Here is a 25,520-nt window from a genome sequence, read left to right on the forward strand (position 1 = left end):
CGCGCGCCTCGTGCGCGGTTGAGCCGTTAGATCGCAGAGGCGCCCCCGCCAGGACGGGAGGGGATCGCGACGGTCCGGGTGGGGGCGCCTGCCGGAGTGGGTCAGGGGCTGTGGCGGGTGCGCACGACCTCTTGCGCCGTATCGTGGAGCTTTGCCCGCCGGTAGCGAGCGTGCTGGCGCAAGTGGTCGAACGCCTCGTCGACGGAGACCTGCCGCACCGCTGAGATCACGCCCTTCGCCTGCTCGATGACCACCCGGCTGGCCAGCGCCTGCCGCAACTGGTCGGCCAAGCGTTTCCATTCGTCGAGTGCGGTGGAATGCGCCAGGTAGGCGGTGGCTATGTCGTTCAGCAACCGGACCGCCGACAGATCGTGGGACGGCCAGGGACGGGCGGCCGTGTCATAGAGGTCGACGGCCCCCAGTACCCGGCCGTCACCGCACAGCGGGACACTGGCGAGGGCCACCACGCCGAACCGGCGGGCCACTTCCTCGTACGCGGTCCAGCGCCCGGGCGCCCGAGTCAGGTCCACTACCGCCACCGGTCGCGCGGTCCGTAGCGCCTCGGCGCACGGACTGCTGGTCAGGCGCTCCTGCGCTTCGCCGAGCGCGATGGACGCCTCGTCCAGGGCACCGGCGAGCTGTGGGCGGTCGTCGACGAACAGGGACACGCCCGCGCTGCGCATTCCCAGGCTGCTCGCGCCGCACCGGGCCAGTTCGTGCAACACCCGGCCGACCGGGGGCAGCGCGGCCAGCGTGGTGGCGAACCGTGATGTCTCCGCGAACAGCACATCCTTGTCGGCCATCGGCCGGACGCCCCTTTCCTCGCACTACACGCGGTGTAATGCTCCCTACGGTAGGAGCGGTGGAGTGGGGCGTTGAACCCGTGGATGGGCCGTTCACACCCCTCAGGTGGGCCGAGTTCGGGTCCGCAGGTCTCAGGTGTCCGGGCGGCCGCCCGGAGCGGGGGGCAGCAGCCCTTCCCGTATCGCCGTGACGACCGTTTCGAGCTGGCTGTGCGCGTTCAGCTTGTGCATGACGCTCTTGACGTGGCCGCGAGCCGTGTGCGGACTGATGACCAGGCGTTCGGCGATGGCCTTGGGGCCCAGCCCCTCCCCCAGCAGCTGCAGCACTTCCAGTTCCCGCGCGGTGCAGCGGCCCCGGCCCTGCGGCCGGGAGGCCGGACGCGCCGGGCGCCCGGCGCCCGGCGGGAGCGGTTCGTCCCCGGGCACCCCGGCCAGCGCCGCCAGCGTGCCGCCCGCGACCAGCAACGGCCCGGTGGCCGGGGCTCGGATCGCGGCAAGGATGTCCGGGAGGGCGCTGTCCTTCGTCAGGAACCCCGCGGCGCCGGCCGCCGCCGCGGCGGCGAGCAGCCGGGGGCGCGGGTCCCCGGTCAGAATCAGCACGCGCAGGGCCGGGACGGCCGTCTTGAGCAGCGAGGTCCCCGAGATGCCGTCGGTGCCGGGCAGGTGGACGTCCATCAGGACGACATCGGTACCCGTCCGTGCCAGGGGCAGCGCCCGCTCGACCGTCTCCACGGTTCCCACGCACTCCAGATCGGGCTGGGCGCCGATGGCCAGCTCCAGCGCCTCGGCCAGCGTCCGCTGGTCCTCGACCACGAGCACCCTGGTCATCGTCGACCCCTACCGTGTCTGCGGTGGTCCCCCCGCCGCACCGGGAACGGACACCTCCGAGCCTAGGCCCGGCAAGCGGTCCGGCGCTCCTGTCGGGACGAACACGGCCACTGCCCTGGCAACCGGTTCCCGGGGGGAGGACAGTGAAGGGCAGGAGCGGGCGATGCACGGGGATCGCGCGGGGAGGTGTGCCCTCAAGTGACCACGTACTCCTTCGTGCTCTACGTCGCGGGGCAGACCCAGCGTTCTCACGAGGCGCTGGAGAATCTGCGGTCGCTGTGCGAGGCCCGGCTACGGGGATACTACGAACTGTCCGTTGTCGATGCCGTCGAGCGGCCCGAGCTGGCGGAGCGGTGGCGCATCCTCGCCACGCCCACCGTGGTCCGATTGCGCCCCGCGCCCCAGCGGAGGGTGATCGGAGACCTGGCGGACCAACACCGCGCCGCCCTCGCTCTGGGCCTGCCCAATCCGGATGAGTTTGGAGGCGCGTGAACATGGCCGCCGGTGACGACACGCTCGCACGAGTACCCACCAGCATCAGTGGCTTCGACCGGGTGGCGTTGGGCGGCCTGCCCAAGGGCCGGTGCACCTTGGTGACGGGTACGGCGGGCAGCGGCAAGACGCTGTTCGCCGTGGAGTTCCTGGCCCTGGGCCGACAGCGGTTCGGCGATCCGGGGGTGTTCGTCACCTTTGAGGAGCCGCCCTCCGACATCCGGCGGAACGCTGCCTCGCTGGGCTTCGACATCGCGGCCTGGGAAGCCGAGGGCACCTGGGCGTTCGTGGACGCGTCCGCCGACATCACCGAGGAGGGGCCGACGGTCGGCACGTACGACTTCGGCGCGCTGGTGGCACGGATCAGCCACGCGGTGCGCAGGACCGGGGCCACCCGGGTGTCCCTGGACTCCCTGGGCGCGATCTTCACCCGGTTCCCGGACAAGGCGGTCGTCCGGCACGAACTGTTCCGCATCGCCACCACGTTGGAGGACCTCGGTGTCACCTGCGTCCTGACCGCGGAGCGGACGGACGAGTACGGCAGCATCTCGCGCTACGACGTCGAGGAATTCGTGCTGAACAACGTCATCGTCCTGCGGAACGGACTGTACCGGGAACGCCGCCGCCGGACGGTGGAGATCGTCAAGCTCCGGGGGGCGCCGCACCGCACCGGGGAGTGGCTGTTCACCATCGATCCGCAGGACGGCATCGTCGTCATCCCCCTCGCGTTCCTTCCCCTCGAGAAGGGGTCCGTGCGGCAGGACCGGGTCTCCTCCGGGGTCCCGGCCCTGGACGGCATGTGCGGCGGGGGCTTCTTCCGGGACGCGGTCATCCTGCTCTCCGGCCCCACCGGCGTCGGCAAGACGCTGACCGCGCTCAGCTTCATGCTCGCAGGCGTCGACGCGGGCGAACGCTGTCTGCTCTACACCTTCGACGAGACCGAAGAGCAACTACGGCGCAGCATCGCGGGCTGGGGCATGGACCTGGCCCAGGTGGATGCCACAGGTCTGCTGACCCTGGTGTCCGAGTACCCGGAGACCGCATCCCTGGAAGACCACTTCATCCGCATCCGCCGGTCGGTCGAGGAGTTCCGGCCGCAGCGGCTGGTCATCGACACACTGTCCGCGCTGGAGCGCATCGCCACCCCGCGGGCGCTGCTCGACTTCGTCATCGCCCTGGGCGCGGTGCTGCGCCCCCGAGGCGTCACCACGCTCCTGACGGCGCTGCCCGGCCAGTCGTACGCGGGGCCGGGCGGTCCGTCGATCGCCGGACAGATCGCCAGCCTGACGGACGTCGCCATCCTGCTGCGCTACGTCGAGTCGCCAGGCCACGTCGGGCGCGCCATCACCGTACTCCAGACCCGCGGCTCGGCCCACGACCACCGCGTCCGCGCGGTCACCATCGACCACACCGGCCTGCACGTGGGCGCTCCCTTGAAGGGGGTGTCCAACATCCTGGCCGGTTACGGCAGTCCGCTGCTGAACACCAGGCCGTGGCCGGCCGGGACGGCCGAGGGCACATCGCAACCGGAACCATATGAATGACGCCGCCGACCCGGGCTCCCACTCCCCGCCGCCCGGGGAGCGGAAGCCGGGCGGGCCGGACCACGAGGACATCGTGCGGGCGGTCCTGGCGGCGTCGGCGGACGGCATCATGGCGATCGACGCGCAGGGGGTCATCCGCTACTGCAACCCGGCCGCGACCGAGTTGTTCGGCCGCCCGGTCGACGAGCTGACCGGCAGTGACCTCGGCTCCCCGCTCGCCGTCGGTGAGGCCACCATCGATCTGGTGCTGCCCACCGGCGGCAGCCGCGTCGTGGACATGCGCGTCACCACCATGGAGTTCGAGGGCCAGCTGCTGCACGTCATCGCACTGCGGGACATCACCCGGCGGCGACAGGCGGAGCGCGAACTGGAAGAAGCGCTGGAGCGGCGCAATGTCGTCGTCGCCGTCGCGGCCCACCAACTGCACAACCCGCTGGCCACCATCGGCCTCCTGGTCGACGTACTGCGTGACCGCCGCGCGGCGGCCGACACGGAACGGCGCGCCGAGATCCTCGCCCGGATCGCCGAGCGCGTCGACCACCTCCAAGGGCTCGTCCGCAAACTCCTCACCGCCTCCCGGATCGATGCCCACGAGGCGGGCGGCACCCCTGAGCGCGTCCCCGTCCTGGGCTTCCTGATCGAGCGGCTGGCCGACCTCGGCGAACGGGCGCAATCCGTCCGCCTGTTCAACGGGCGCGGACTGTGTGCGTACGTCGATCGGATCGCCTTCTCGGAGATGCTCACGAACTACCTGGAGAACGCCTTCTCCTACGGCCGCCCGCCGATCGAGGTGCGGGCCGAGGAGAAGACCGAGGAGAGCGGCGGGCGCTGGGTGGACATCACGGTGCGCGATCACGGCCCGGGCGTGGCCTCCGACTTCGTTCCACTCCTGTTCGAACGGTTCAGCCGCGGCCCTACCCATGAGCCGGGCACGGACGGGGCCGGGCTGGGACTGTGGATCGTCCGCAACCTGGCCCGCACCAACGGAGGCGACGCGTGGTACGAACCGCAACCGGACGGCGCGTGTTTCCGCCTGCGGCTGCCGGGGGTGGAGGGTGGAGAAGCGTGAGGACCGTGTGGTGATCGTTCGTGACCGGTACGGTGCCCGCGCGGCGCGGAAGGCTCGATCACGTCCTGCCGGGCGTTGACGTATGACGCGTATCGCGAGTGCGGGAACGAGTCAGTGGCTCGTTCGGAGGCCGTGGGCATCCGCCCACCCGACGGGAGCCGTGGCAGCGCCGGCCCGCCTGCGCGAGCACGGCGCCACCTCCACAGGCATTCGACCGCCCTGGCCATCGACCACCCCTCATCGGCGCCATGGAGCTCCACCGCCGCATCACCCACTCGCTTCGCCCCGGAGCACACAGATCAGGCAGCCGCTTACGCTCGCCTCCTCGCCCTGCTCACCCTCGACGAACGCCCTTGCCTGATCGCCGCTCTCGCTCGCCCCGCCAGGCACAGACCGCAGGGCTGCCCGCCCACCGTCCACAGGGCCGCCGGCCTCCTCGCCGCCGAAGACAGGCTCACCCCCGACGACGCCCTGGCCACGCCCCCACTCCTCTTCTACTCTCTCCCAGAAGGAGTACCCGCACGAGCCCGATGGGCGTTCTGTCCGACGCCGCGAGCCCGTGTGGCGGGCGGCCTACCGCGCTGGATTGCCCGCCGTCCGGCAGAGTGCGACCTGCTGCGCGAGGCCGGTCAGGAGGTGCGCAGGGGCATCTTCGTCCGGTGCCCTGCGGGTTCCGGCCGCACGCCACCGCCTCGCTGCGGCCCGGGATGCGGCGAGTCTCACCTCGGCTCTCGTCGGCCACTGCGCCGTGCGCCGGGCTGCCCCCGACTCCGCCGCCAGTGCCCGGCGCCTCCTCGGCCTGGCCCAGGTCCTGCTGCCCCACCTGGACGCACGGCCGGCCCGCATTGCCGGCCCGGGCACCGTCGGGCCCGTTCGCTGGCACGGCGCTCACGCCGCCCCGCCTTCCTTCGCACGGCCTCCTGGCGCCGGGCGGCGATACCCGCCTGTGGCCGGGCCCGCACCGGACCTGGCCCACTGGCACGGATGGCCGATGCCGCAAGCCCTCGGTCACCGGTGCGCTGCCCTGTCGCAGCTGCACCGCGTTGGCCAGCCGCCGTCCGGCGCCTGCCCTTGGCGTTCGCCGCTCGGATGGCGGAAGCCCTGCTGGTCACCGAGAGGCCCCGCCTCCCCGCCCTTGCTACCTTTTTCCTTATTGTCGGATTCATCCTTTCGTGAGGCCGGCAGACCGAACAACGCGGGGATCGTAGCCATGACGCACAGCAGCGCTCGGCGGCGCGCCCGCCGCCCGCCGCCTCCGGCCGCGGCGGCCGACCCGGGCCAGGAGGCCGGGGCCGGTCGTTACGACTACGCGCGGTTCAGCCGGCTGGCAGGCCCGCTGACCGAGCCCGGCCCGGATATGGCCGGCGTCCCCTACCGGGTGCGCTACCGCAGTCTGCTGGGCGCCGGGAGGCACCGGGTGCGCACCGCGCTGCTGCTGGCCGGCGCACCGCTGGTCTCGCTGGGTCTGCTGGTGTGGCTGATGCAGCCGCAGCACTGGGTGCACCGCCCGGGGGTGAGCGCCTGGGAGCGGGCCGCGGACCTGGTCATGCTCATATCCCTGGGGCTGCTGGAAGGTTTCCGCCTGGTCAACGTGGCCTCCAATGCGCATGCCACCTTGATGGCGCGCGATCCCATACCGGTGGTGGCTGCGCCGGGCTCCCGGGTGGCGCTGCTGACCAGTTTCGTGCCCGGCAAGGAGCCCCTGGCCATGGTCCGGGCCACGCTGCAGGGAGCGCGGGCGGTACGCCACCGGGGGCGGGTGGATGTGTGGCTGCTGGACGAAGGCAACACCCGTGCGGCGCGGCAGCTGTGCCGCGAACTGGGGGTGCGCCACTTCTCCCGGAAGAACGTCGTGCACTGGAACCAGCCCTCGGGGCCGTTTCGCGCCCGCACCAAGCACGGCAACTACAACGCCTGGCTGGACCGGCACGGGCACGCCTACGACTTCATGGCCGGGGTGGACACCGATCACGTGCCGCTGCCGGAGTTCCTGGAGCGGATGCTGGGCTACTTCCGTGACCCGGACGTCGCCTTCGTCGTCGGCCCCCAGGTCTACGGCAACTGCACCAGCGCGCTCGCCCGGGCGTGCGAGAGCCAGCAGTTCCTCTTCCATGCCCTGATACAGCGAGCCGGCAACGCCTACCGGGCCCCGATGTTCGTGGGCACCAACAACTGCGTGCGCATCGGCGCGCTGAAGCAGGTCGGCGGGCTGTACGACTCGATAACCGAGGACATGGCCACCGGCATGGAGATCCACCGGCACCGCAACCCGGCCACCGGACAGCGGTGGCGCTCGGTGTACACCCCCGACGTCCTGGCGGTCGGCGAGGGACCGGCCACCTGGAGCGACTTCTTCAACCAGCAGCTGCGCTGGAGCCGGGGCACCTACGAGACGCTGGGCCGCCAGTTCCCGCGCGCCGTGCGGTCGCTGGCGCCCGGACGCGTCCTCAACTACGCGCTGATGATCGCCTACTACCCGCTGACGGCCGTCAACTGGGCTCTCGGCGGCCTGTCGTGCCTGCTGTTTTTGGGACTGGGGGCCTCCGGCCTGCACATCGAGACGCAGGTGTGGCTGATGCTCTACAGCGATGCGGCGGCCCTGCAGATCGGCCTGTATCTGTGGAACCGTCGGCACAACGTCAGCCCGCACGAGCCGCAGGGCTCCTCGGGCGCGGCCGGGATGGCGCTGTCGGCGCTGGCCGCCCCGCTGTACGCGCGCTCCCTGACCGCGGCCCTGCTGCGGCGCAAGGCCGGCTTCGTGGTCACCGCCAAGGGAGAGACCGCCAGCCCCGACACCTGGCGCACCTTCGCCACCCACCTGGGCTGGGCGTCGCTGTTCGCCGGCTGCCTGCTCGCCGCGCCGCTGCTCGGCCATCTGCACATCGCCATGTGCCTGTGGGCCGCACTGGCGCTCGTCATCGCCCTGGCCCCGCCCCTGCTGTGGCGTCTGGGCGCCCGCGCCGCCGCGGCCGGGCCGGATCGCAGCGTTCCGCCGCACCCGGCTGCGGCTGCGGCGGCCACGGTGCCCGCCCCGCCCTAACCCACGGCCCGCGCCACCCGAAAGGACTTGCTTGTGCCCCGTCGTTCCCGCATCCGCTCCCGCAAGAGCGCCTACGGTATGGCCGCCCTGCTGGCGCTGGCGGGCCTGAACGCCCCGGCCGTCTACGGCTTCGCCACCCGCGCCTACCACCAGTACACCATCAGCCGTCCGGAGTACCTGGCCCGCTACGGACGCTGGGAAAGCGTCGAGATCCCCGAGCGCCAGCGCATCAACACCATCCACGCCGCGCTGCTGCACACCGGCAAGGTGCTGCTGCTCGCCGGCTCCGGCAACGACGCCAAGCAGTTCGCCGCCAAAACCTTCCGCAGTGTGCTGTGGGACCCGGCCACGAACACCTTCACCGAGGTACCCACGCCCCGGGACCTGTTCTGCTCCGGGCACGCCCAACTGCCCGGCGGGCGGCTGCTGGTGGCCGGCGGCACCGCCCGCTACGAAAAGCTCGAAGGCGACGTCCACCGCGCCGGCGGCACCATGATCGTCGCCAATGAGTACCCCGACGCCCCGAAAACCCTGCCCGCCGGCACCGTCTTTCGCTCACCGGCCGGCAAGACCTACCGCTCCCAAAGCGCCGTCGTACTGCCCCGGGCCCGCAAGACGACCGCCGCCGGGAGCCAGCGGGTGCAGATCAGCGCCAGCCGCACCCCGGTATACGTGGAGGCCGACCGGCCCGGCCCCCAGGGCGCCACGCACACCGCCGCCCGCTACACCATCGACGGGCTCACCGGTGCCGATGCCCGCAACCACTATGGCACCGCCAGCAAACTCGCCCTGGACAAAAAAGACTTCCAGGGCATCCGCCACGCCTACGAATTCGACCCGGTCGCCGAACGCTACCTGCCCACCGCCCCCATGGCCCGGGCCCGCTGGTATCCGACCCTGGCCCCCCTGGCCGACGGCACTGTCCTGGCCGCCTCCGGTCTGGACGACATGGGACAGATCATCAACGGCCACAACGAGATCTACCGCCCCGCCACCCGCACCTGGGCCACCGGACCCACCCGATACTTCCCCACCTACCCCGCCCTGTTCCTGACCGCCGACGGCCAGCTGTTCTACTCCGGCGCCAGCTCCGGCTACGGACCCGCCGACCGCGGCCGCCGGCCCGGGCTCTGGGACGTACGCACCAACACCTTCCGGCCCGTGCCCGCACTGGCCCAGGCCGACCGCAGCGAGACCGCCGCCACGGTCCTCCTGCCGCCCGCCCAGCAACAGCGCGTCATGATTCTGGGCGGCGGCGGGGCCGGCGAGTCCCCCCTGTCCACCGGGCGCACCGCCATCGCCGACCTGACCCGCCCCGCCCCCCGCTACCGCACCGGCCCCAGCCTCGGCCGCGGCACCCGCTACCTGAACGCCGTGCTCACCCCCGACGACCAGCTCTTCACCACCGGCGGATCGGGCGACTACCGCGGCAAGGGCGCCAGCGACCACCACACCGCCCAGTTCTACGACCCGGCCCGCAACGTCTTCCGCCCGGCCGCCGACCCCACCATCGGCCGCAACTACCACGCCGCGGCCCTGTTGCTGCCCGACGGCCGGATCGCCACCTTCGGATCCGATCCCCTGTTCGCCGACGCGGCCAACACCCGCGCCGGCTCCTTCGAACAGCGCATCGAGGTCTACTCCCCGCCCTACCTCCACCGCACCGATCGCCCCCGCCTGCTGGGCGGTGTCTCCCGCATCGCGCGCGGCGCCGACGCCACCTTCACCCTCAAGTCGGCCACCGCCATCCGTACGGCCCGCCTGATGCGTCCCAGCGCCGTCACCCACACCACCGACATCGAACAGCGCTCCATCGCCCTGGACATCGCCCGGCAGGGCACCCGCCTGCGCGTGAGTGTGCCCCGCTCCCCCGGTCTGGTCCCGAGCGGCTGGTACATGCTCACCGTCACCGACGCCCGCGGTACTCCATCACCGGCCCGCTGGCTGCAGGTGGTGTAGAGACCCGACACCGCCACCCGGCGCCGTCCCGCCCCGGGCACCAGCCGGCCCAGCCCCGGCGTGCGCGGACCGCGCCGTCTCCCGCCCCGGCACAGCGCGCGCCAGAGCCACGGCGTACGGCATCCACCACCGGCCCGCCGGCGGCCCGCCCCGGCAGGTGCCGTCCGACTCCCCCGGAACCTTGACCCACAAATAGGCATCCAGGCGGGGGTGCCCCGTTGACGCGGTGGGCAGCCGCCCCAGCGCCCGGCCCGGTGGATTGCACCACGCCTCACCGCCGTTCGGGCCCGCGCCCGCCACCGCCGGCGGCGGGCCGTTGCCGTTACGGCTGGTGTCGATCACAAAGTGCGCCCCGCCCAGCGCCCGGGAGATCTCTTCGCCGTACGCCACCGTGGTCTGGGTGGTGTGAAAACTGGCGACGTTCAACGCGAACCCGTCGGCCCGCCGCCCACCCGCAGCGGCCAGCGCGGCGGCCAGCCGACCGGCGTCACGGACCCAGCCGGGATTGCCCGCATCCAGATACACCCGCACCCCGGGGCCGCGCTGGAGCGTATCCACCGCCTCAGCGAGCAGCCGCTGCCGCAGTTGCGCAGGCGCGCAACCGGTCAGGGCCTGCGCCACCGCGTCGGGCTCCAGGATCACCACCGCCCGCCGGTCGCCCAGGCCCGCCGCCAGGCGGGCGACCCACCATCGGTACCCGGCCGCATCCGCAGCGCCCCCGGCCGAGTGCTGGCCGCAGTCCCGCCCCGGAATGTGGTAGGCCACCAGCACCGGCACCCGCCCCACGGCTTCGGCCGCCATACTGACCTCCCGGGCCCGCGGCAACGGGTCCCCTTGCGTCAGCCAGACCGCGACCGGCTGCCCGGCCAGCCATCGCAGCACAGCCCGCTCCGCCCCATCCCCGCCTGCAACGCCGTCCAGAGCCCGGCGCGCAGCATTGTCCGGGTCGACCCACAGCCCTCCCTGCCACGGCGCCGCAGGCAGCGCCGACCCGCCAATCCATCCCCCACACATCAAGAGCGCCCCCACGACCACCAGGCGGACCCCGGACCGGCCCCGGCCCCGCCGCCGCATCCCTTTCCATCTGGCCATATCCCTGCCATCCCTCGTCACCCCGACTCGGCTGCCCCTCAGCCCCACCCTGACCGAGAGCACGGCCGACGGCAGGGCCGCTAGGCCGAACGGCCGGAATCCAGGCCCGGCCGGGGGTTGCCGAGCGTGTCGGGCATCAGCCCACCCAGCGGCCCTGGTACGACGGGCCCGTTGCGCAGGGCGGCGGATCTGGTCTTGGCGGACTGCAGTACCTCGCGTGCCGAATCGCGGGTGAGAGCCGGCGCGCTGTCGGGCAGGCGCCGGTACGGCCGACAGACGACGATGAACCACGCCGCCGGGACCGTGGCCTGGCGGTGAGGTCCGGGGGTGAAGTCGACGTGCTGCTGGCGTCCTGTTCGGCCCGCGCAGCGTGGGTGAAGCGGTCGCGGTAGGCGCGTTCGATCTGGTGCTCCGCCATCCAGGCGGTGTGGTCCGTATCCCGGTACGGGACGACGGCCGCCTTCTGTTCCTTGTCCTTCGTGGCGGTGCCGTAGACGAAGTGCGGTGCCATCTCGCTGGCCGGTACGTCGACCACCAGCACGGTCGTGGTGTCGTCGGCCCGGAAGTACATGTCGAGGTCGGGCAGGTAGGGCTGGACGTGGTTGCGGACCCACTGGTGGTACTGCTGAAGGTGGGCCGCCTCCGGGTCGATGCCCACCAGTTCGATCGTCTTGTCCCGCATCCCGAAGACCAGCAGGCCGCCGCGGGCGTTGGCCATGGCGCTGATGTCCTTGGCGAGCTCGTTCCACTGCCCGTCCCTCGGCGGCTGCGGAAGGTGCTCCTTCCAGTCCAGGTCGTCGGTCTCCTGCAGCCGGTCCTCCGCGGCCCGCCGGATCATGTCGAAGGTGAGCGGTCCAGGCGGGCACCCGAGGTGCTCGTGCAGTCTGGTCCAGGTGCGTGCCATGCGCGGCAGCGTACGAGCAGATCGGGTGTTGCGGCAGCCGAGCCACCTGCGGGCCGTCGGTCGGCCTGCCGCTCCCGTACGGTCAGGGTGCGCCATGGCGTGCGGCCATGGAACGCGCCCCGATGCCCGAGCCGCTGCGGCGGGCGGTTCACCAGTTGGGCTCCGAGGCGGTCGACAACTGTCGCGACGTGCTGCGGTACGGCGAACCCGACCAGATGCACTCCTGGAAGCGGATGACGCTGTACCGTGTCACGGACGCTGCGGACACCATGCACATGATGGCCATGCTGATCGCTGCGTACTGCGAGCGCACCGGCAGGTCGCGCAGTACAGCTCCCTCAAGTCCTGCGCCATACCGCTACCGTCCCGCCACGCCCTGGTTCCGGGAAGACGCGCGAGAGCCAGCCGCCTATCACGGCGGCGCCGGGGAAGGACGGGTTTCAGGTGCCGGCGCCTTGGTACCGCAAACACACGCTGCGATTGCCGTGTGCGACCGGGCTCCGCGACCGTGGTCAGCCCTGGTCGGCTGGGATCATTTCTACGGCCCGTTCGCCGACCATCATGGGGGGCCATCGTGTTGGCGACCGTCACATGGGGCAGCACCGAGACGTCGGCGACGCGGAGGCCGTCGATGCCGTACACCCTGAGCCGGGCGTCCACGACGGCGTCCGCGTCCCGGCCCATCCCGGCCGTGCTGCTCTGGTGCCAGTACGTCTCGACGGCGTTGCGCAGGAACAGGTCGAGGGTGTCCGCATCGCAGGACGCGGGGGGCACCTCCCGTTTGGCGAACGGGCGGAGCGCGGCGGAGTTGCCGACCTCGCGGGCCATGGCGACCGCGGACAGGGCCGAGCGGACATCGCCGGGATCGGCGAAGAAGTTCGTCTCGATGCGCGGCCCAGCCAGCGGGTCCGGGCTCGCCAGGCGGACCCGGCCGCGGCTGCCGTGGCGCAGGCGCATGGCGGGCATCAGGGTGAAACACCGTTTGGGCGGCGGGTACTGGGCCGCGCTCTCGGCGGAGACCGACGGAGCTGGCGAGAGGTACATGACGTACTCCGGTGCTCCCGGCCGTGTGTCGCCGCCCCAGAAGCAGACGGCCTGGCTGCGCGTGGGCACCGGCATCGGTACGTCGGCGGCTTCTCACATGCAGGGCAGGCGTATGTGGTCGTCGAGGTTGCGGCCGACGCCGGGCAGGTGCCGGGCCACCGGGACGCCGGCGGAGCGCAGTTCGGTCTCGTCCCCGATCCCGGACCGCATCAGGACGGCCGGGGTACCGATCGCGCCCAGCGACAGCACCACCTCCTGTGCTGCGTGCGCGCACACCGGCTTGCCGTCGTGGACGATCTCCACGCCGGTGGCCCGGCCTCCGCGGAGCAGGACACGGGAGACCGTCGCGTGCGGCAGGACCGTGAGGTTGGGCTGCTCCAAGCGGGGGGGGCGACGTAGCGGTGGAAGGGCGTCTGCCGTACTCCCGCGTGGTAGTTCTCCTCCCGTACGGCGCAGCCGGCGTCCTTCCTCATCAGGGCGCCGTTGGCGCTGTCGAAACGGGGGACACCGGTGGCTTCGGCGCCGTCGAGGAAGGCGGTGAACAGCGGGTGCACGTCCTGCGCCGACTGGATCCGCATCGGCCCACCGCTGCCCCGGCGTTCGGGGTCGGGCGCGCCCTGCCAGTCCTCGATCTTCCGGTAGAGCTCCAGTACGTGCGCGTAGCCCCACGCGGGATCGCCCGTCAACTCGGCGTAGGAATCCCAGTCGCTTTGGTGCCCGCGCGCCCATACGCCGGCGTTGATGGAGCTTCCCCCGCCCAGACCGCGGCCCGTCGCGTAGGCGAGCCGGCGCCCGTTCAGGTGCGGGTTCGCCTCTGTGACGTGGTCCCAGGTCCGCTCGGTGCCGAGGTTGGCGGGCCACAGGTCGGGGTTGCGCACGCGCTCGTCATCGTCGTCGCCGCCGCTCTCGACGAGCAGCACCGTGACCGCCGGGTCAGCCGCGAGCCGGCCAGCCAGAACGGACCCGGCCGAACCGGCGCCGCACACGATGTAGTCGAAGGCGGCGCCGTCGTCGATCCGGTCGGCGAGTCCGGCCCGGGGAGGCAGTGCGGCAGCCGTGGGGTCGCCCTGTCCGGGCGAGTTGCTCATGCTCGTCATCTCCTTGGAGTCGGGTACGGAACGATTGACGGGTCTCCGCCATACCCGTTTCGCGGCTGATCGTTGAAGGGGGCGGGGCCGTCAGCCGGTGGTTGCCTGGGATGCGTCGAGGAAGGCGTGGTGCTGCGCCAGGGTCCCCTCGACGCTTGTCATCCGGTGGTCTCTCGCTTGGTCGGTGCTTGCGTTCTGGGCGCTGAGCTGCGCTTGAGATTGCCGGCAGTCCCGCGGCGATGAAGCGAGCCGGGGCAAGGATCTGCTCTCTGGGGCGGCGCCGGGGTGTTCGGCCTCGGCCCGGTCGAAGGCCGCCTGGTCCGCGGCGACGATGCGCAGCCACTCCGCGACCAGCGCGTCCTTGGTCCCGAAGTGCCGGTAGGTCGCCATTTTGGTGGTCTGGGCCGGCTCGGCGATCGTCTGGACACCCGCCCGCCGGCCCCCTCGCTCCGGAAGAGCTCTTGCGCAGCGTCGAGGATGTGCTTGCGAGGCGGCAGTTCGGTGCGGTGCGGGGGCAGGGCGCTGTGCGCGGCGTCCGGCTCCTCGGGTGTTCCGCCCGCTCGGCAGATTCGTTCGGCTACGCGCGTGCTTCGACGCGTGCCAGGTAGTCCTGAATGAGGCAGACGTACGCCTCTCGAAGGGGTTCCTTCTCCAGAAACCCCATATGGGCGGCGCCGGGCCGCGTCACATGCTCGGAATCCGGAATTCTTGCGGCGATGTCGGCGAGATGGGCGGGTACGCATTCATCGAAATCGCCACCGAGAACCAGTGCAGGGACACGGATCCGGTCCAGTGTGTCGTAGATGTCCCAGTCCTTGAGAATGCCGGTCACATGGTAGTCCGCGTGCCCGATCATGGTCCGGAACGTCGTCAAGCTCATGAGTTCCGGGTCCAGGCTCACGGAAGAGGTGCGCAGCACGCACGCGCGCAGATACTCCTCTTGGGCCTCCCGGTAATCAGGGTCGCCCGTCTCGCCTCTCAGCTCCCGGCCGTAGGTGCGGTCGAGTACGTTGCCCGGCAGTTTCGCCATCAGGTCCCGGACCTCCTGCTCGAACCGGGGCACGCTCGCCAGGCCATTGGCGCAAACCAGGCTGGTCCATTCCGGCGCCCGCTCCGCGGCGTACTGCAGGCCGAGCATCGCTCCCCAGGAGTGGGCCGTAGACGTGGGGGCGTTCCAGGCCGAGCCCCTCGCAGACCGCGCCCAGTTCGTCGAGAAAGCGGTCCACCGTCAGCAGCGCGATGTCGTCGACCGGGTCCGAACGCCCTACGCCGAACTGGTCGTACCAGATGACTTCGCGTCCTTGGGCGAGTGGGGCGAAGACGTCGAACAGCGGGTCGCTCGGGTAACCCGGTCCGCCCGTGGACGACCAGCAACGGCGCACCTCCGCTGCCCGTTCTGCGGTACCACACCTCGCCACCGCCCCCCGGCACCGGGACCCTGCCGTCCGTCATGCCGGCCCCACCTCATAGGAATACTCCTCCATCCGGTCGATGAGATATCCGTCGAACCGGACGTACATCGCGGTGTGGATTTCACTGCGCGCCCCGTCGGACCCGGCCAGGCGGAGAACGTGTTGCTGAAGCACCTCGTTCGCGCTTTGGAATTGGCGTGTTACGTCGAACCGCAGCGAGGCGACCGTGCCGACGAGGGACGTGAGCAGTTCCAGTTTTTCGTCGATCGTCTGGTCGCCCTTGCCGTCGTTGTGCCATACGGTGGCCGTTTCCGCGCACATGGCCCGTACTTCGCCGAAGTCATACGCTTCCAGGTGCCGCAGACACTGAGTCGCCAGCTCACCGATGTTCTTCCTCATGTCACATTCCTCTGAGGGGCTGGATTGGTGGCCCCAAATATAGGAAGGAAGGGCCGTGGGTATAAGTCTTTACTTGGTTCCGCGGTTCAGGCAGTCGGACAGCAAGCGCGAAAAGCCCGCAGGTCAGAGGGATGGCGGCACGTCCGAGAGGGCTTTTGCTGGGGAAAATCGGTAGTTGGCCGACGGTGCAGGGAGCTTTCTTCATGCGGGCCCCGTTTAGACGTTGTTTCAGTTGGTGAGCTTGCGATAGCTGTTGAGTGCCGCAGCGATGCCGACGAAGGCAAGGAAGTGCTCGGCCTTGCGCTCGTAACGGCGGTGCAGGCGGCGGCAGCCGGCCAGGACACGGTTCTCTCGACCACCCAACGGTGACGGCCCAGCCGCTGTGGAGACTCGACGCCCTGGCGGGCGATGCGGTGACGGATGCCCCGCTCGCCAAGCCACCTTCGCAGGTGAGGGTAGTCGTAGCCCTTGTCGGCATGCAGCTTGGCCGGCCGTCGGCGTCGAGACCCGCGGTGGGAACGGATAGGCGGAATGCCACGCACCAGCGGCTGCAGGCCCAGGCTGTCGTGCGTGTTGGCTGCGGAGATGCCCAGTCAGTGCGGACCGCCACCAGGGTTCCTCCACGCGTCGGCCGCTATTCGGCCTTGATCGCCGCCAGCATGTTCAGCTTCGCGGCCCGCCGGGCCGGCCACAGCGCGGCCAGCATGCCGACCACCGCGGCGAGCGCCAGGAAGACGGAAGACGCCCAGCCGGCCCCACGGCAGCACCAGCTCGTACGTGGCCATCAAGGAGCCGATCAGCTCACCGGCCGCCCAGCCGAAGAAGACGCCCAGGCCGATGCCGAGGACCCCGCCGAACAGCGCGATCACCAGCGACTCCAGGCGCACCATCTGTTTGATGCCCACCCGGTCCAGGCCGATCGCCCGCAGCATGCCGGTCTCCTGGGACCGCTCGACCACCGACATCGCCAGGGTGTTGACCACGCCGAGCACCGCGACGACCACGGCCATGGCGAGCAGCCCGTAGAGCATGTTCAGTATCAGGTTGACCCCTGATTCGATCTCCTCGGACACGTCCTTCATGTCCTGGACGGAGAGCGCCGGGTTCTTGCCGAGGGTCTTGACCAGGGCGTCCTTGGCGGCGTCGGTCGCGCTGTCCTTGGTCTTGACCAACGCCTGTATGTCGGTGGGGTGCTTCTGGTGCGGGGCCAGCACAGAGGTGTCGAGCATGATTCCGTGGAGCATCTTGTTGCCCTCGTACACACCGGCGGGAGAACGAGCGGGCGCTAGCCGACTGGGCCGACTGGGCTGCGCACCGTCACGGCACCTACGGTCTCGGCCCTACCCGCGCCGAGGTGCTCGCCGCCCTCGGCCGGATCGTCACGGCGACCGCCCGTTACCCGCTGGCCCTCGGCACCGCGCCGGATCGCTACCGTATCGACGATACGCAGGTGCCGTTCGTGTTCCTCCAAGGGGTCTCCGACGACACCGATCAGGCGCGGGCGGAGTTCGGCGAGTTCATCGCCGTGCTCGCCAAAGCGGCGGCCGGAGAGCCGACGCGCGTGTCACCGCGGTTCGTCTCCGTACTGCGGCCCCTGGTGACGGGCGACGACGAGTGCACCGGGGCGCAGGCCGCGGTCCTCTGCGGGGACAAGCCGGCCCCGCGCGACCCGGAGCGATACTGGGAGGACGTCCGGTGCAGCCGCGCCGAGCAGCCGCTGTTCGGCCCGCTGGTCGACAACATCGGTGTGTGCTCCTTCTGGGGCCGGCCGCGCGAGCGGCCCACCCAGGTGCGGCACGGCGCGCCCGCGCTGATCGTGGCCGCCACCGGCGACCCGCGCACCACGTACCGCAGCAGCGTCGCGCTGCACGGCCTGCTGTCCGGCTCCCCGCTGCTCACCGTCAAGGGCACCAACCGCCACGGGCTCTACGGCGAGTACGGCAACGCCTGCGTGGACGCCAAGGTCAACCGTTACCTGGCCACCGGCACTCTGCCGCCCGCCGACGAGACCTGCCCCTCGCGGGCGGAGCGGTAGCACCCTTTCTCGCCTGCCCGGAACTCGCCCTACCAGATGTCCACTTCGCCGCACTCCCACAGTTCGGTGCGGTGCGCGTCCACCAGAGCTCCGATCCGGCGCAGCGCTGCGTCGACGGGTCGCGGGTCGAGCCGGCGCCCGTCGCGCAGGCGCAGGGCCACGTGGCCGTCGGCGGCCTCCTTGGCGCCGATGACGGCTTGGTACGGAACGCGGCGGTCCTCCCGGATGCGGGCGCCCAGGCTGCCGCGTTCCGGCCCGACGAGCCGGGCGCGCAGCCCGAGGCGGGTGCAGCGCTCGGCGACGGCCTCGGCAGCGGCCACCTCGCTGTCGGAGATCGGCAGGATCACCAGCTGGGTGGGTGCGAGCCAGGCGGGGAAGGCGCCGCCGTGCTCCTCGATGAGGTGGGCAACGGCGCGCTCCACGCTGCCGATGATGCTGCGGTGGACCATGACCGGGCGGTGCCGGGCGCCGTCGGGTCCGATGTAGTGCAGGTCGAACCGCTCGGGCTGGTGGAAGTCGATCTGGACGGTGGACAGGGTGGACTCCCGTCCGGCGCTGTCGGCGACCTGGACGTCGATCTTCGGCCCGTAGAACGCCGCCTCCCCCTCGCCCTCCTCGTAGGACAGTCCGGAGCGGTCGAGGACCTCGGTGAGCAGGGCGGTGGACCGCTCCCACATTGCGGGCGCTGCGACGTATTTGCCGCCCGGGCCCGGCAGCGAGAGCCGGTAGCGGGACGGCCGGATGCCGAGCGCCTCGTACGCCCGCCGGATCATGCCGAGGGCGGCCCGCGCCTCGTCGGCCGCCTGGTCCAGGGTGCAGAAGATGTGCGCGTCGTTGAGCTGGATCGCCCGTACGCGGCTCAGCCCGCCGAGCACCCCGGACAGCTCGGCCCGGTACATGCCGCCCAGTTCGGCCATCCGCAGGGGAAGTTCGCGGTAGCTGTGGGCCCGGGAGCGGTAGATCACCGCGTGGTGCGGGCACAGGCTGGGGCGCAGCACGACCTGTTCGCCGCCGAGGTCCATCGGGGGGAACATGTCCTCGTTGTAGTGCGACCAGTGGCCGGACAGCTCGTACAGCTCGCGTTTGCCGAGCACCGGCGAGTACACGTGCTGGTAGCCCGCCCGGCGTTCGACGTCGCGGACGTATTCCTCCAGGGTGTGCCGTACGGTCGCGCCGTCGGGCAGCCAGTACGGCAGTCCGGAGCCGATCAGCGGGTCGCTGCCGAACAGGCCGAGTTCGCGGCCCAGTCTGCGGTGGTCGTACATGGTGGTCTCCTCGCGTGCGGTGGGCGAGTGACCGAACGGCGAAGCCCCGGGGCACTCGCCCCGGGGCTTCGGCTGGATCAGGTGTCAGCGCGCCGGGACCGTGTCCGGCGTCGTCGTCATTCCGGCGCGCTTCATGCGGGCGACCGTAGCAGGCGGGCCGATTCGCGCGGTACGGGTTTTTCCGCGACCGCCGTGGTCCGCCGCGCCCGGACGCGGGGCGGTCGTCAGCGCAGTCGCCGTACGAAGATGTCCGTCGCCCCGTTGGTGTCGCCCGGCACCAGGTCGGCGCTGGCGCTGGTGAAGGCCACCAGCCGGCCGCGGCGGTCGGGCGACACCCCGTAGGAGCCCTCGGCGGGCGGTCCGCCGTCCGGGGTCGAGCCGAGCCGGGTGACCTCGCCGGTGTGCAGGTCGCGGGCGAACACGTCCCAGGTGCCGTTGGTGTCGTCCGGTACCAGGTCGGGGGCGTTGGTGGTGAAGAAGGCGGTCCGGTTGTCGGCGCTGAGGCCGGCGCCGGTGACGCTGCCCGTCGGGCGGCCGCCGTCCGGCCGCGCGGCCAGCCGTGCGTACGCGCCCGTGCGCAGGTCGCGGGAGTAGAAGCCCCACCACCCGGACTCGTCGCCCGGCAGCAGCGCGTCGCTGGTGTCGAAGAGGAGGTACCGGCCGTCCGGCGAGAAGTGCAGGCCGTACTGGACGCGGGCCGGGATGCCGTTCTGGTTGTACGCGCCCGCCCTGGTCCCGCCGGTCCGCAGGTCGTGCACGCCGAACGACACGTACGGCGGCTGCGGCCTGGCGGTGCCCGGCGTGCGCCGGGGCCAGGGGAACAGGTTCTTCGCTTCGGTCGTGAAGGCCACCTGCCGCCCGTCGGCGCTGATGACGGCGTTGTCGGAGGCCGCGTCGGCCTGCGTACCGTCACTGGCGACGCTGACGCGCCGCGTGGTCCCCTGCTGCCGGTCGCGGACGAAGACGTCCGCCCGGCCGTTGGTGTCCCCCGGCACGAGGTCGTCGCGCAGCGAGGTGAAGGCGAGGTAGCGCCCGTCGGCGCTGATCGAGGGCAGGAAGCTGCGCCCGGCGCCCGGGTCGCCGTCGTGCCGGGTGATCAGCTCGGTGGTGCCCGTGCGGCGGTCGCGGAGGAAGACGTCCATGCCGTCGCCGGAGTCGTGGGGGTCGAGGGTGTTCGACGGCGAGTCGAAGGCGACGTACCGGCCGTCGGCGCTCACCGCGTGCACATAACCGGGTTCGTATCCCGGCGAGCCGTCCGGGTTCGCGCTGACGAGATCCACCCGCCCGGTGCGCAGGTCCTTGGCGTACAGCTGGATGCCGGTCCCCTCGGGCGTATCCGGTACGAGGTTGCGGGCCCGGCTGGTGAAGACGACGACGCGTCCGTTCGCGCTGAGCACGGCGCCGGAGGAGTCACCGTCGGCCTGGGCTCCGGTGGCGCTGACGCTGATCCGCCGCGCGCTTCCCCCGGCCGTACCGGTGTCCGCGCCGAGGGCGGACGCGGCGGGCAGCGTCGTGACACAGGCCGCCGCCAGCACTGCCAGGACAGTGGTCCATCGCCGCATGTTTCCTCCCCAGCCCCATGGACACCGGACGCAACAGCGACAGCCAACTGCACGCCGGCACCACGGACAACGGCGGAACCGGCCATGCCGCGGCCCGTGCCGGTCAGTGCGGTACGGGCCGGGGCCGGGTCAGCTTCCCAGGTGGAGGGGACCGCTCCAGTAGGAGTTATCGGCCCGCGAGAAATCAGGGCAGAACCCGACCTCCGCCTTGTCGGCGGCCTCGGGCGGGAGCGAGAACATGTACCTGCCCACGATCGTCTTGCCGGCCTGGAGCTTGCCGTCGATGATCTTCTGTCGTCCGCTTCCGTCGATCACCAGCTCCGCCCTGGTGCCCCTGGCGTCCTTGACGTCGGGCAGCCCGGGGTGCAATTCGACGTCCCGGCTGCCGGTGTTGACGATCGTGACCGCCACCTGGATCGGCTTTCTGCCCTTGACATTCGTGACCGCCACGCCTTCGGGAACGAACCGTTCCGGCTCGGCGACGGTGACCTTCAGCCCGTCCGGGAACATGTACGTCTTGCCGAACGTCAGATGGCGGGCCTTCTCCTCCCGCTCGGCCTTCTCCTCCTCCTGCCGGAGCTTCTCCCGCTCCGCCTCCACGGACGCCTCCACCTTCTTGACGTGCGCACGCGTCTCGTCGACGGCCTTCTTCGCCGCCATGGCGACGAAGACCCCGCAGGCGATCGAGACCACCAGGCCGAGGGCGCCCAGGCTCGTGCCGACCATCGCCACCGACCCGTTCGTCGCCAGGCCCTTGCGGTCGCGGCGCATCCCGATGATGCCGAAGATCACGGCCAGCAGGCCCGGCAGCCAGGTCATCCAGAACAGGAAGATGAACACGCCGAGCACCAGGCTGACGATGCCGAGGACCAGGGAAGTGATACCCATGCCGTTGCGCGGCGGCCGGGCCGCCAGCAGCGGATCCACCGGGTACGGGGTCCAGGGTGCGGAGGCCTGGTCCGGGGCCGGTCCGGGCGGCGGCGGGCTCCACGGGTCGCGGGCCTCGGCCGCCGGCTCACCGGACTGATGGCCGTCGGACGGAGGGGACACACTCATACACAGTCCTCGATATCAGGTCTATCAAGACAAACGGTTGACATTACCAGTCGTTCTGTTCGCGCCGTGATCAGGTCGCCCCCTGGCCGCTCACCGCGCCCCGCAGCGCCGCGTCCCGGATGCCGCAGAACGCCTTCGCCGGATTCTCGAAGTAGCGCCACGGCAGCGCGTCCACGTAGCCGTCCACGTCCCGGAACTGGATCATGGCCGCCTCGTACCGCTCCTGCCGGGTCAGGAAGTACGCCAGCAGGTGGCGGGCCTCCGCCAGCCTCGGGTGGTCCGGCCGCGCCGCCGCGACATCCGCCAGCGCCGCGTCGGTCATGCCCCGGACCTCCGGCCAGCCGAACGCCTCGGACGGCGCGTCGTCGTGGTGGTGCTCGAACCAGGCGAGCAGCCGGATGACCGTCAGCAGACTGCCGGGCGGCGCCGACGCCGCGGCCTGCCCCGCGAAGTCCCGGGCCGTCTCGGCGGAGCCGTGCCACTTCGCGCACCAGTACTGGAGCGCCGCCGCGTGGGCCTCGTAGTGGTACGGAGCGCGGGCCGTGACCTCGTCCCACAGTGCGAGCATCGCCTCGTGCGGGGCGTTCAGGCCCTTGTAGAGCGGGATTTCCTTCAGGTACGGCGTGGGGTCGCCCGGCAGGGCCAGTTTCCGCGCCCGCTCGAAGTCCTCCCGGGCCTCCCCCAGCACCCGCAGGAACCCGGCGGCCTGCTCGCCGGTGACGTGCTCGGCCCAGGCCCCGGTGCGTATCTCCCAGGCCAACGCCACCTGCGCTGCGGCCCGTACGACCGCCGCGTCCGGGTCGTCCGGGCGCGCGGCCTGCCAGGCCCGCAGCCAGGCGTCGTCCCGGGCCGCCTGGTCGGCGACGATGCCCACCAGGTAGGAGCGGCGCTCCCAGTCCGTGCCCGCGGCGGCGATCGCCCGGGCGGCGGGCTGCCATTCGCCCCGGGCGAGGGCCGCTTCCACGGCGTCCGCTTCGGGGTCCGGGAAGGACCGGTTCGTGTTCTGCTTCTCCCGCGGCACCAGATCAGCACCGGCCGCCGCGGCGAGCTTCGACGTACGTCTCCGCTTCACCAGCCAGACGACGAGCGAGACCACGAGGATGGTCAGGGGGATCATTCCGTGCATGAAGTGGGGTGGTCCGTTCGGGAGTTGGTGGATTTGTGGGTTTGTGGATTCGTGGGTTTGTGGATCGAAAATCAGGGGGTTCGCGCACAGCGGGGTGGACGTGCGGCGGGTGGACACATGACGGGGTGGACGCATGACGGGGTGGACGTGCTGGTACGCGCAGGTGTCGGCGCGCCGGGCCGGTGGGCGAAGAACCCGTAGCAGTTCAGTTCGCGAGGAGGGCCCGTAGCGGCGCCGTGTCCGGGTCGTCCGCGAGGGCCGCCCGTACGGCTGCCGCCAGCGGTTCCGTCAACTCCCGCTCCTCCGGCAGCCACAGCCGTGGCGGTGTGGACCAGGAGAGCGTCCAGCGCGCACCGGCCGCTTCCACCAGGGCCAGTTCGGCCAGCGACCGCGTCCCGCATGCGAGCGCCGGCCGCAGGAATTCCCGCGCCGCCCGGCCGCTCGCCCGCGCAGCCTCCGGCGACTTGGGCAAGTGGTCCGCGACCTGCCACAGCCGCCCCGCGTCGATGGCGTCCAGCAGAGCCGCCAGGTCCCGTGCGGCACCGGCCGCGGAGTCTCCGGGCTCCCGGGCATCCATCGGGAGTGTACGCACCATCTTCGCATCCGCCTCCGACAACGCCGTGCGCAGCGCCTCCGCGTCCGCCTCCGCCAGCGCGTGCGTCGCCCGGTGGATCAGCTCCGGCCAGTCGGCCCGTTCCATGGCCAACGCCTCCGGCGTGAGCAGGACGCGCTCCAACTCGACCAGCAGCCGCCCGGGTTCACGCAGCAGCGCCAGCGCTGGACGCGCCGGATCGGCCGCCCGGCCGTCGTCGGGCAGCGCTTCGATCAGCCGGATCCGCTCGGCCACGGGCGGGTGCGAGTCGTACGGCGACCCGTTTCCCGGTCCCGGTTCGCCGCGCAACTCTGCCAGGTCCGACCGCAGCTCCGGGTCGGCGAGCAGGTGCCGCACGCCGCCGCAGACCTCGCCGGGCGGCGGGAGCAGGGCCGCGCGGGCGCCCAGCGCGACGTACTCGTTCAGGTAGAAGTCGTGTACGACGTCCAGCACCGCGATCTCGCGCAGCGCCGACGCGGTGGCGTCGCGGCCCGCGACGCGGGCGGCCACGCGGTCGGCGGCGAGTTCCTGCCCACGGCCGACGCTGTTCGTGGCGCGCAGATAGAACCGTGCGTACGCCTGGAACGGCCGGGCCATGGAACCGTAACCGAACCCGGTCCGGCCGCCGGCCCTCAGGTCGATGCTCCGGCCCTCGCGCACCGCCTCGCCGGCCGGCCGGCCCTGCCGCGCCCACGCCCGGTCCCTGAGCTTGCGCCGCGGCGCCTGGAACCCCTCGACCGTACGCAGCACGCTGTCCCGGCCGCGCAGGGTGATGCCGGCGAGCCGGGTGTCCGCGTTGCCGTAATGGCCCAGCTCGTGGGCGATCACCGAGTGCAGCTGCGGTTCGGTCAGGCCGATCAGCAACGGCACGCCGAGGTACAGGCGGCGCCGTCCCGGCAGCAGGCCCAGCAGCCGGGCGTCCTCGCGGACGGCCGCGTTGACCTCTTCGGTGAGGAGGATCGCGTCGGGGGCGCGGGTGCCGGTGCGCTCGGCGAGCGAGCGGACGGCGCGCCACAGCTCGGGCTGTTCGGCGTCGGTGACGGCCAGCCCCTCGGTCTCGGGTACGCCGTTTCTGCTCCCGCGCTTGCTGTCGCCGCCGGCCGCGCCGAGCGTGAAGACGCCGCGCAGGACCGGGAGACACAGCAGGACGCAGAGGACGGTGACCGTGAGCGCGGCCGCGGGCGGCACCCAGACCCAGGCCGCGAGGGCGGCGCCGGCGAGCAGGGCCAGTACGGCGAGGGCGAGCACGTAGAAACCGGCCAGCAGGATCAGTGCGCGCAGCGCGCGCAGAGATGTGCCCACAGGGCAGAGTCCCCCCACAAACAGAAAAACGGAGCGAGAGGATCATATGTGCGATTTGAAGGGCGCACGCACCATTTTCCGGGATCGGTGGCGGGCCGGGCGCGACCCCCTGCATGCCAGGGCCATGCCAAGGCGTGGACGGCCGCGGGCTAGTCTGCGGTGATCCACTTTCCGGTCCGCGTGCCCGGCACGCACGTCTCCGCCCAACGAGGGAACCCTTCATGTCCACGCCTCCCCCACCGCAGAACGGCGGCTACCCCCCGTACGGCCACCCCGCGCAGCCGCCGCAGAGCCAGGCACCGTACGGTCAGGCGCCGTACGGCCAGCAGCCGTACGGTCAGCCCCCGAATCCGCAGGCCCCGTACCCCCAAGCCCCGTATCCGCAGGCCCCATATGCGCAGGCTCCGCAAGCCCCGCAGGCCCCGTACGGCCAGGCACCCAACGGCGGCCCCGGTGGGCGGCCGCCGCGGCAGGTGCGTATCCCCGGCATCGTGCGGGCGCTCATCGTTCTGCTGATCTTCGGTGGGATCGGCGCGTGGGTGGTGATGCACCAGGACGAGTACAACGCCGAGAGCCGGAAGCGGCCCAAGGCCGACCCGCAGAGCGTCACGGCCGCGAAGGTCGGCGACTGCCTCCAGCAGACGGGCGGTACGGACCAGGAACCGGAGCTCAAGATCATCGACTGCGGGAATTCGGCGGCGAAGTACAAGGTGGCCAAGGTCGGCGCGGGGACCGGCTGCGAGCCCGGACAGGCCAACTACCGGAGGTTCGACAAGTACGACCGGGAGCTCATGAGCCTGTGCATGACGCACATCGACGCCAACCGGTGACCTCGTACGCTCACGCCATGACGACACACAAGGCCCCGCACGCCCACTCCGACCTCGATACCAGCCTCGGTGCCGACC

19 protein-coding genes and 5 pseudogenes are annotated in these 25,520 nt (G+C 71.6%); 7 read left to right on the top strand and 17 right to left on the bottom strand.

Translation table 11 applies throughout. From position 1 onward, the window contains the following. Positions 1-101: 101 nt before the first annotated feature. Together ADK86_RS35210 and ADK86_RS35215 are read right to left on the bottom strand one after the other, a co-directional pair. Positions 102-803, bottom strand: a complete 702-nt coding sequence (locus ADK86_RS35210) for a GAF and ANTAR domain-containing protein (protein ID WP_053700262.1) — start codon at positions 801-803, stop codon at positions 102-104. Between the two features lie 132 nt (positions 804-935). Next, a complete protein-coding gene (locus ADK86_RS35215) occupies positions 936-1,631 on the bottom strand; it encodes a response regulator transcription factor (RefSeq protein WP_053700263.1) in 696 nt (231 codons plus the stop codon). A 198-nt stretch (positions 1,632-1,829) separates the two neighbouring features. Here ADK86_RS35215 and ADK86_RS35220 point away from each other — a divergent pair, with 198 nt between their 5' ends. The 5 genes from ADK86_RS35220 to ADK86_RS35240 all read left to right on the top strand — a co-directional run bounded on the left by ADK86_RS35220 (position 1,830) and on the right by ADK86_RS35240 (position 9,735). After that, positions 1,830-2,123, top strand: a complete 294-nt coding sequence (locus ADK86_RS35220; protein WP_053700264.1) for a circadian clock KaiB family protein — start codon at positions 1,830-1,832, stop codon at positions 2,121-2,123. A 2-nt stretch (positions 2,124-2,125) separates the two neighbouring features. Continuing rightward, positions 2,126-3,667 (top strand): circadian clock protein KaiC, encoded by a 1,542-nt coding sequence (gene kaiC / locus ADK86_RS35225; protein ID WP_053700265.1) that lies wholly within the window; start codon positions 2,126-2,128, stop codon positions 3,665-3,667. Next, on the top strand, positions 3,660-4,736 hold the full coding sequence (locus tag ADK86_RS35230) for an ATP-binding protein (RefSeq protein ID WP_053700266.1): 1,077 nt from the start codon (positions 3,660-3,662) through the stop codon (positions 4,734-4,736). The genes kaiC and ADK86_RS35230 overlap by 8 nt, the downstream gene beginning before the upstream one ends. A gap of 1,210 nt (positions 4,737-5,946) precedes the next feature. Continuing rightward, on the top strand, positions 5,947-7,776 hold the full coding sequence (locus tag ADK86_RS35235; RefSeq protein ID WP_053700267.1) for a glycosyltransferase family 2 protein: 1,830 nt from the start codon (positions 5,947-5,949) through the stop codon (positions 7,774-7,776). A gap of 33 nt (positions 7,777-7,809) precedes the next feature. After that, on the top strand, positions 7,810-9,735 hold the full coding sequence (locus ADK86_RS35240) for a galactose oxidase-like domain-containing protein (RefSeq protein WP_420718901.1): 1,926 nt from the start codon (positions 7,810-7,812) through the stop codon (positions 9,733-9,735). Here ADK86_RS35240 and ADK86_RS35245 read toward each other — a convergent pair. The 10 genes and pseudogenes from ADK86_RS35245 to ADK86_RS35280 all read right to left on the bottom strand — a co-directional run. After that, positions 9,706-10,617 carry a glycoside hydrolase family 6 protein gene (locus ADK86_RS35245; protein WP_234346247.1) on the bottom strand — a complete coding sequence of 304 codons (912 nt, stop codon included), beginning with the start codon at positions 10,615-10,617 and terminating at the stop codon, positions 9,706-9,708. The genes ADK86_RS35240 and ADK86_RS35245 overlap by 30 nt on opposite strands. 346 nt (positions 10,618-10,963) lie before the next feature. Continuing rightward, on the bottom strand, positions 10,964-11,731 hold the full coding sequence (locus ADK86_RS35250; protein ID WP_159394031.1) for a helix-turn-helix domain-containing protein: 768 nt from the start codon (positions 11,729-11,731) through the stop codon (positions 10,964-10,966). Positions 11,732-11,980: 249 nt separating this feature from the next. Beyond that, positions 11,981-12,850 carry a GMC oxidoreductase gene (locus ADK86_RS41780; protein ID WP_078952473.1) on the bottom strand — a complete coding sequence of 290 codons (870 nt, stop codon included), beginning with the start codon at positions 12,848-12,850 and terminating at the stop codon, positions 11,981-11,983. Between the two features lie 18 nt (positions 12,851-12,868). Next, entirely contained in the window at positions 12,869-13,156 is a 288-nt protein-coding gene (locus tag ADK86_RS45030; RefSeq protein ID WP_159394032.1) for a GMC family oxidoreductase N-terminal domain-containing protein, read from the bottom strand. Positions 13,157-13,200: 44 nt separating this feature from the next. Then, positions 13,201-13,872, bottom strand: a pseudogene (locus ADK86_RS45035) (GMC family oxidoreductase N-terminal domain-containing protein); the annotation flags it as partial. Positions 13,873-14,047: 175 nt separating this feature from the next. Continuing rightward, a pseudogene (locus ADK86_RS35265) lies at positions 14,048-14,381 on the bottom strand (TetR/AcrR family transcriptional regulator); the annotation flags it as partial. 59 nt (positions 14,382-14,440) lie between these two features. After that, positions 14,441-15,007 (bottom strand): annotated as a pseudogene (locus tag ADK86_RS41790) (alpha/beta fold hydrolase); the annotation flags it as partial. A 304-nt stretch (positions 15,008-15,311) separates the two neighbouring features. Continuing rightward, entirely contained in the window at positions 15,312-15,674 is a 363-nt protein-coding gene (locus ADK86_RS35275; RefSeq protein ID WP_053700273.1) for a hypothetical protein, read from the bottom strand. A 228-nt stretch (positions 15,675-15,902) separates the two neighbouring features. Next, positions 15,903-16,267 (bottom strand): annotated as a pseudogene (locus ADK86_RS41795) (transposase); the annotation flags it as partial. A 41-nt stretch (positions 16,268-16,308) separates the two neighbouring features. Further along, positions 16,309-16,942, bottom strand: a pseudogene (locus ADK86_RS35280) (ABC transporter permease); the annotation flags it as partial. Positions 16,943-17,028: 86 nt separating this feature from the next. On the opposite strand from ADK86_RS35280, the gene ADK86_RS35285 reads away from it, so the two are divergent. After that, the gene (locus ADK86_RS35285) at positions 17,029-17,709 is read left to right on the top strand and encodes an alpha/beta hydrolase (RefSeq protein WP_053700275.1); all 681 of its coding nucleotides are present in this window, start codon (positions 17,029-17,031) and stop codon (positions 17,707-17,709) included. 29 nt (positions 17,710-17,738) lie between these two features. On the opposite strand, the gene thrS is transcribed toward ADK86_RS35285, so the two are convergent. The 5 genes from thrS to ADK86_RS35310 all read right to left on the bottom strand — a co-directional run bounded on the left by thrS (position 17,739) and on the right by ADK86_RS35310 (position 24,612). Then, on the bottom strand, positions 17,739-18,974 hold the full coding sequence (gene thrS, locus ADK86_RS35290) for a threonine--tRNA ligase (RefSeq protein WP_053700276.1): 1,236 nt from the start codon (positions 18,972-18,974) through the stop codon (positions 17,739-17,741). 224 nt (positions 18,975-19,198) lie between these two features. Next, positions 19,199-20,536, bottom strand: coding sequence for a TolB family protein (locus tag ADK86_RS35295; RefSeq protein ID WP_078952476.1), 1,338 nt, complete (start codon positions 20,534-20,536; stop codon positions 19,199-19,201). A 129-nt stretch (positions 20,537-20,665) separates the two neighbouring features. Continuing rightward, positions 20,666-21,592, bottom strand: coding sequence for a DUF4190 domain-containing protein (locus ADK86_RS35300; protein WP_053700278.1), 927 nt, complete (start codon positions 21,590-21,592; stop codon positions 20,666-20,668). Positions 21,593-21,662: 70 nt separating this feature from the next. After that, positions 21,663-22,709 (bottom strand): DUF4034 domain-containing protein, encoded by a 1,047-nt coding sequence (locus tag ADK86_RS35305; protein WP_053700367.1) that lies wholly within the window; start codon positions 22,707-22,709, stop codon positions 21,663-21,665. Positions 22,710-22,923: 214 nt separating this feature from the next. After that, on the bottom strand, positions 22,924-24,612 hold the full coding sequence (locus ADK86_RS35310) for a M48 family metallopeptidase (RefSeq protein ID WP_053700279.1): 1,689 nt from the start codon (positions 24,610-24,612) through the stop codon (positions 22,924-22,926). A 221-nt stretch (positions 24,613-24,833) separates the two neighbouring features. Here ADK86_RS35310 and ADK86_RS42785 point away from each other — a divergent pair, with 221 nt between their 5' ends. Next, complete coding sequence (locus ADK86_RS42785; RefSeq protein ID WP_107088641.1) at positions 24,834-25,442, top strand: LppU/SCO3897 family protein; 609 nt, start codon at positions 24,834-24,836, stop codon at positions 25,440-25,442. The last annotated feature ends 78 nt before the right edge of the window (positions 25,443-25,520 follow it).

This window comes from Streptomyces sp. NRRL F-5755, assembly GCF_001279365.1.
Classification (GTDB): domain Bacteria; phylum Actinomycetota; class Actinomycetes; order Streptomycetales; family Streptomycetaceae; genus Streptomyces; species Streptomyces rimosus.

Bases quoted from the DNA above. Each gene is read 5' to 3' on its own strand.
- ADK86_RS35210 (WP_053700262.1), bottom strand. From the start codon at position 803: ATGGCCGACAAGGATGTGCTGTTCGCGGAGACATCACGGTTCGCCACC.
- ADK86_RS35215 (WP_053700263.1), bottom strand. From the start codon at position 1,631: ATGACCAGGGTGCTCGTGGTCGAGGACCAGCGGACGCTGGCCGAGGCG.
- kaiC (WP_053700265.1), top strand. From the start codon at position 2,126: ATGGCCGCCGGTGACGACACGCTCGCACGAGTACCCACCAGCATCAGT.
- ADK86_RS35230 (WP_053700266.1), top strand. From the start codon at position 3,660: ATGAATGACGCCGCCGACCCGGGCTCCCACTCCCCGCCGCCCGGGGAG.
- ADK86_RS35235 (WP_053700267.1), top strand. From the start codon at position 5,947: ATGACGCACAGCAGCGCTCGGCGGCGCGCCCGCCGCCCGCCGCCTCCG.
- ADK86_RS35250 (WP_159394031.1), bottom strand. From the start codon at position 11,731: ATGGCACGCACCTGGACCAGACTGCACGAGCACCTCGGGTGCCCGCCT.
- ADK86_RS41780 (WP_078952473.1), bottom strand. From the start codon at position 12,850: ATGCCGGTGCCCACGCGCAGCCAGGCCGTCTGCTTCTGGGGCGGCGAC.
- ADK86_RS35275 (WP_053700273.1), bottom strand. From the start codon at position 15,674: ATGAGGAAGAACATCGGTGAGCTGGCGACTCAGTGTCTGCGGCACCTG.
- thrS (WP_053700276.1), bottom strand. From the start codon at position 18,974: ATGTACGACCACCGCAGACTGGGCCGCGAACTCGGCCTGTTCGGCAGC.
- ADK86_RS35295 (WP_078952476.1), bottom strand. From the start codon at position 20,536: ATGCGGCGATGGACCACTGTCCTGGCAGTGCTGGCGGCGGCCTGTGTC.
- ADK86_RS35300 (WP_053700278.1), bottom strand. From the start codon at position 21,592: ATGAGTGTGTCCCCTCCGTCCGACGGCCATCAGTCCGGTGAGCCGGCG.
- ADK86_RS35305 (WP_053700367.1), bottom strand. From the start codon at position 22,709: ATGATCCCCCTGACCATCCTCGTGGTCTCGCTCGTCGTCTGGCTGGTG.
- ADK86_RS42785 (WP_107088641.1), top strand. From the start codon at position 24,834: ATGTCCACGCCTCCCCCACCGCAGAACGGCGGCTACCCCCCGTACGGC.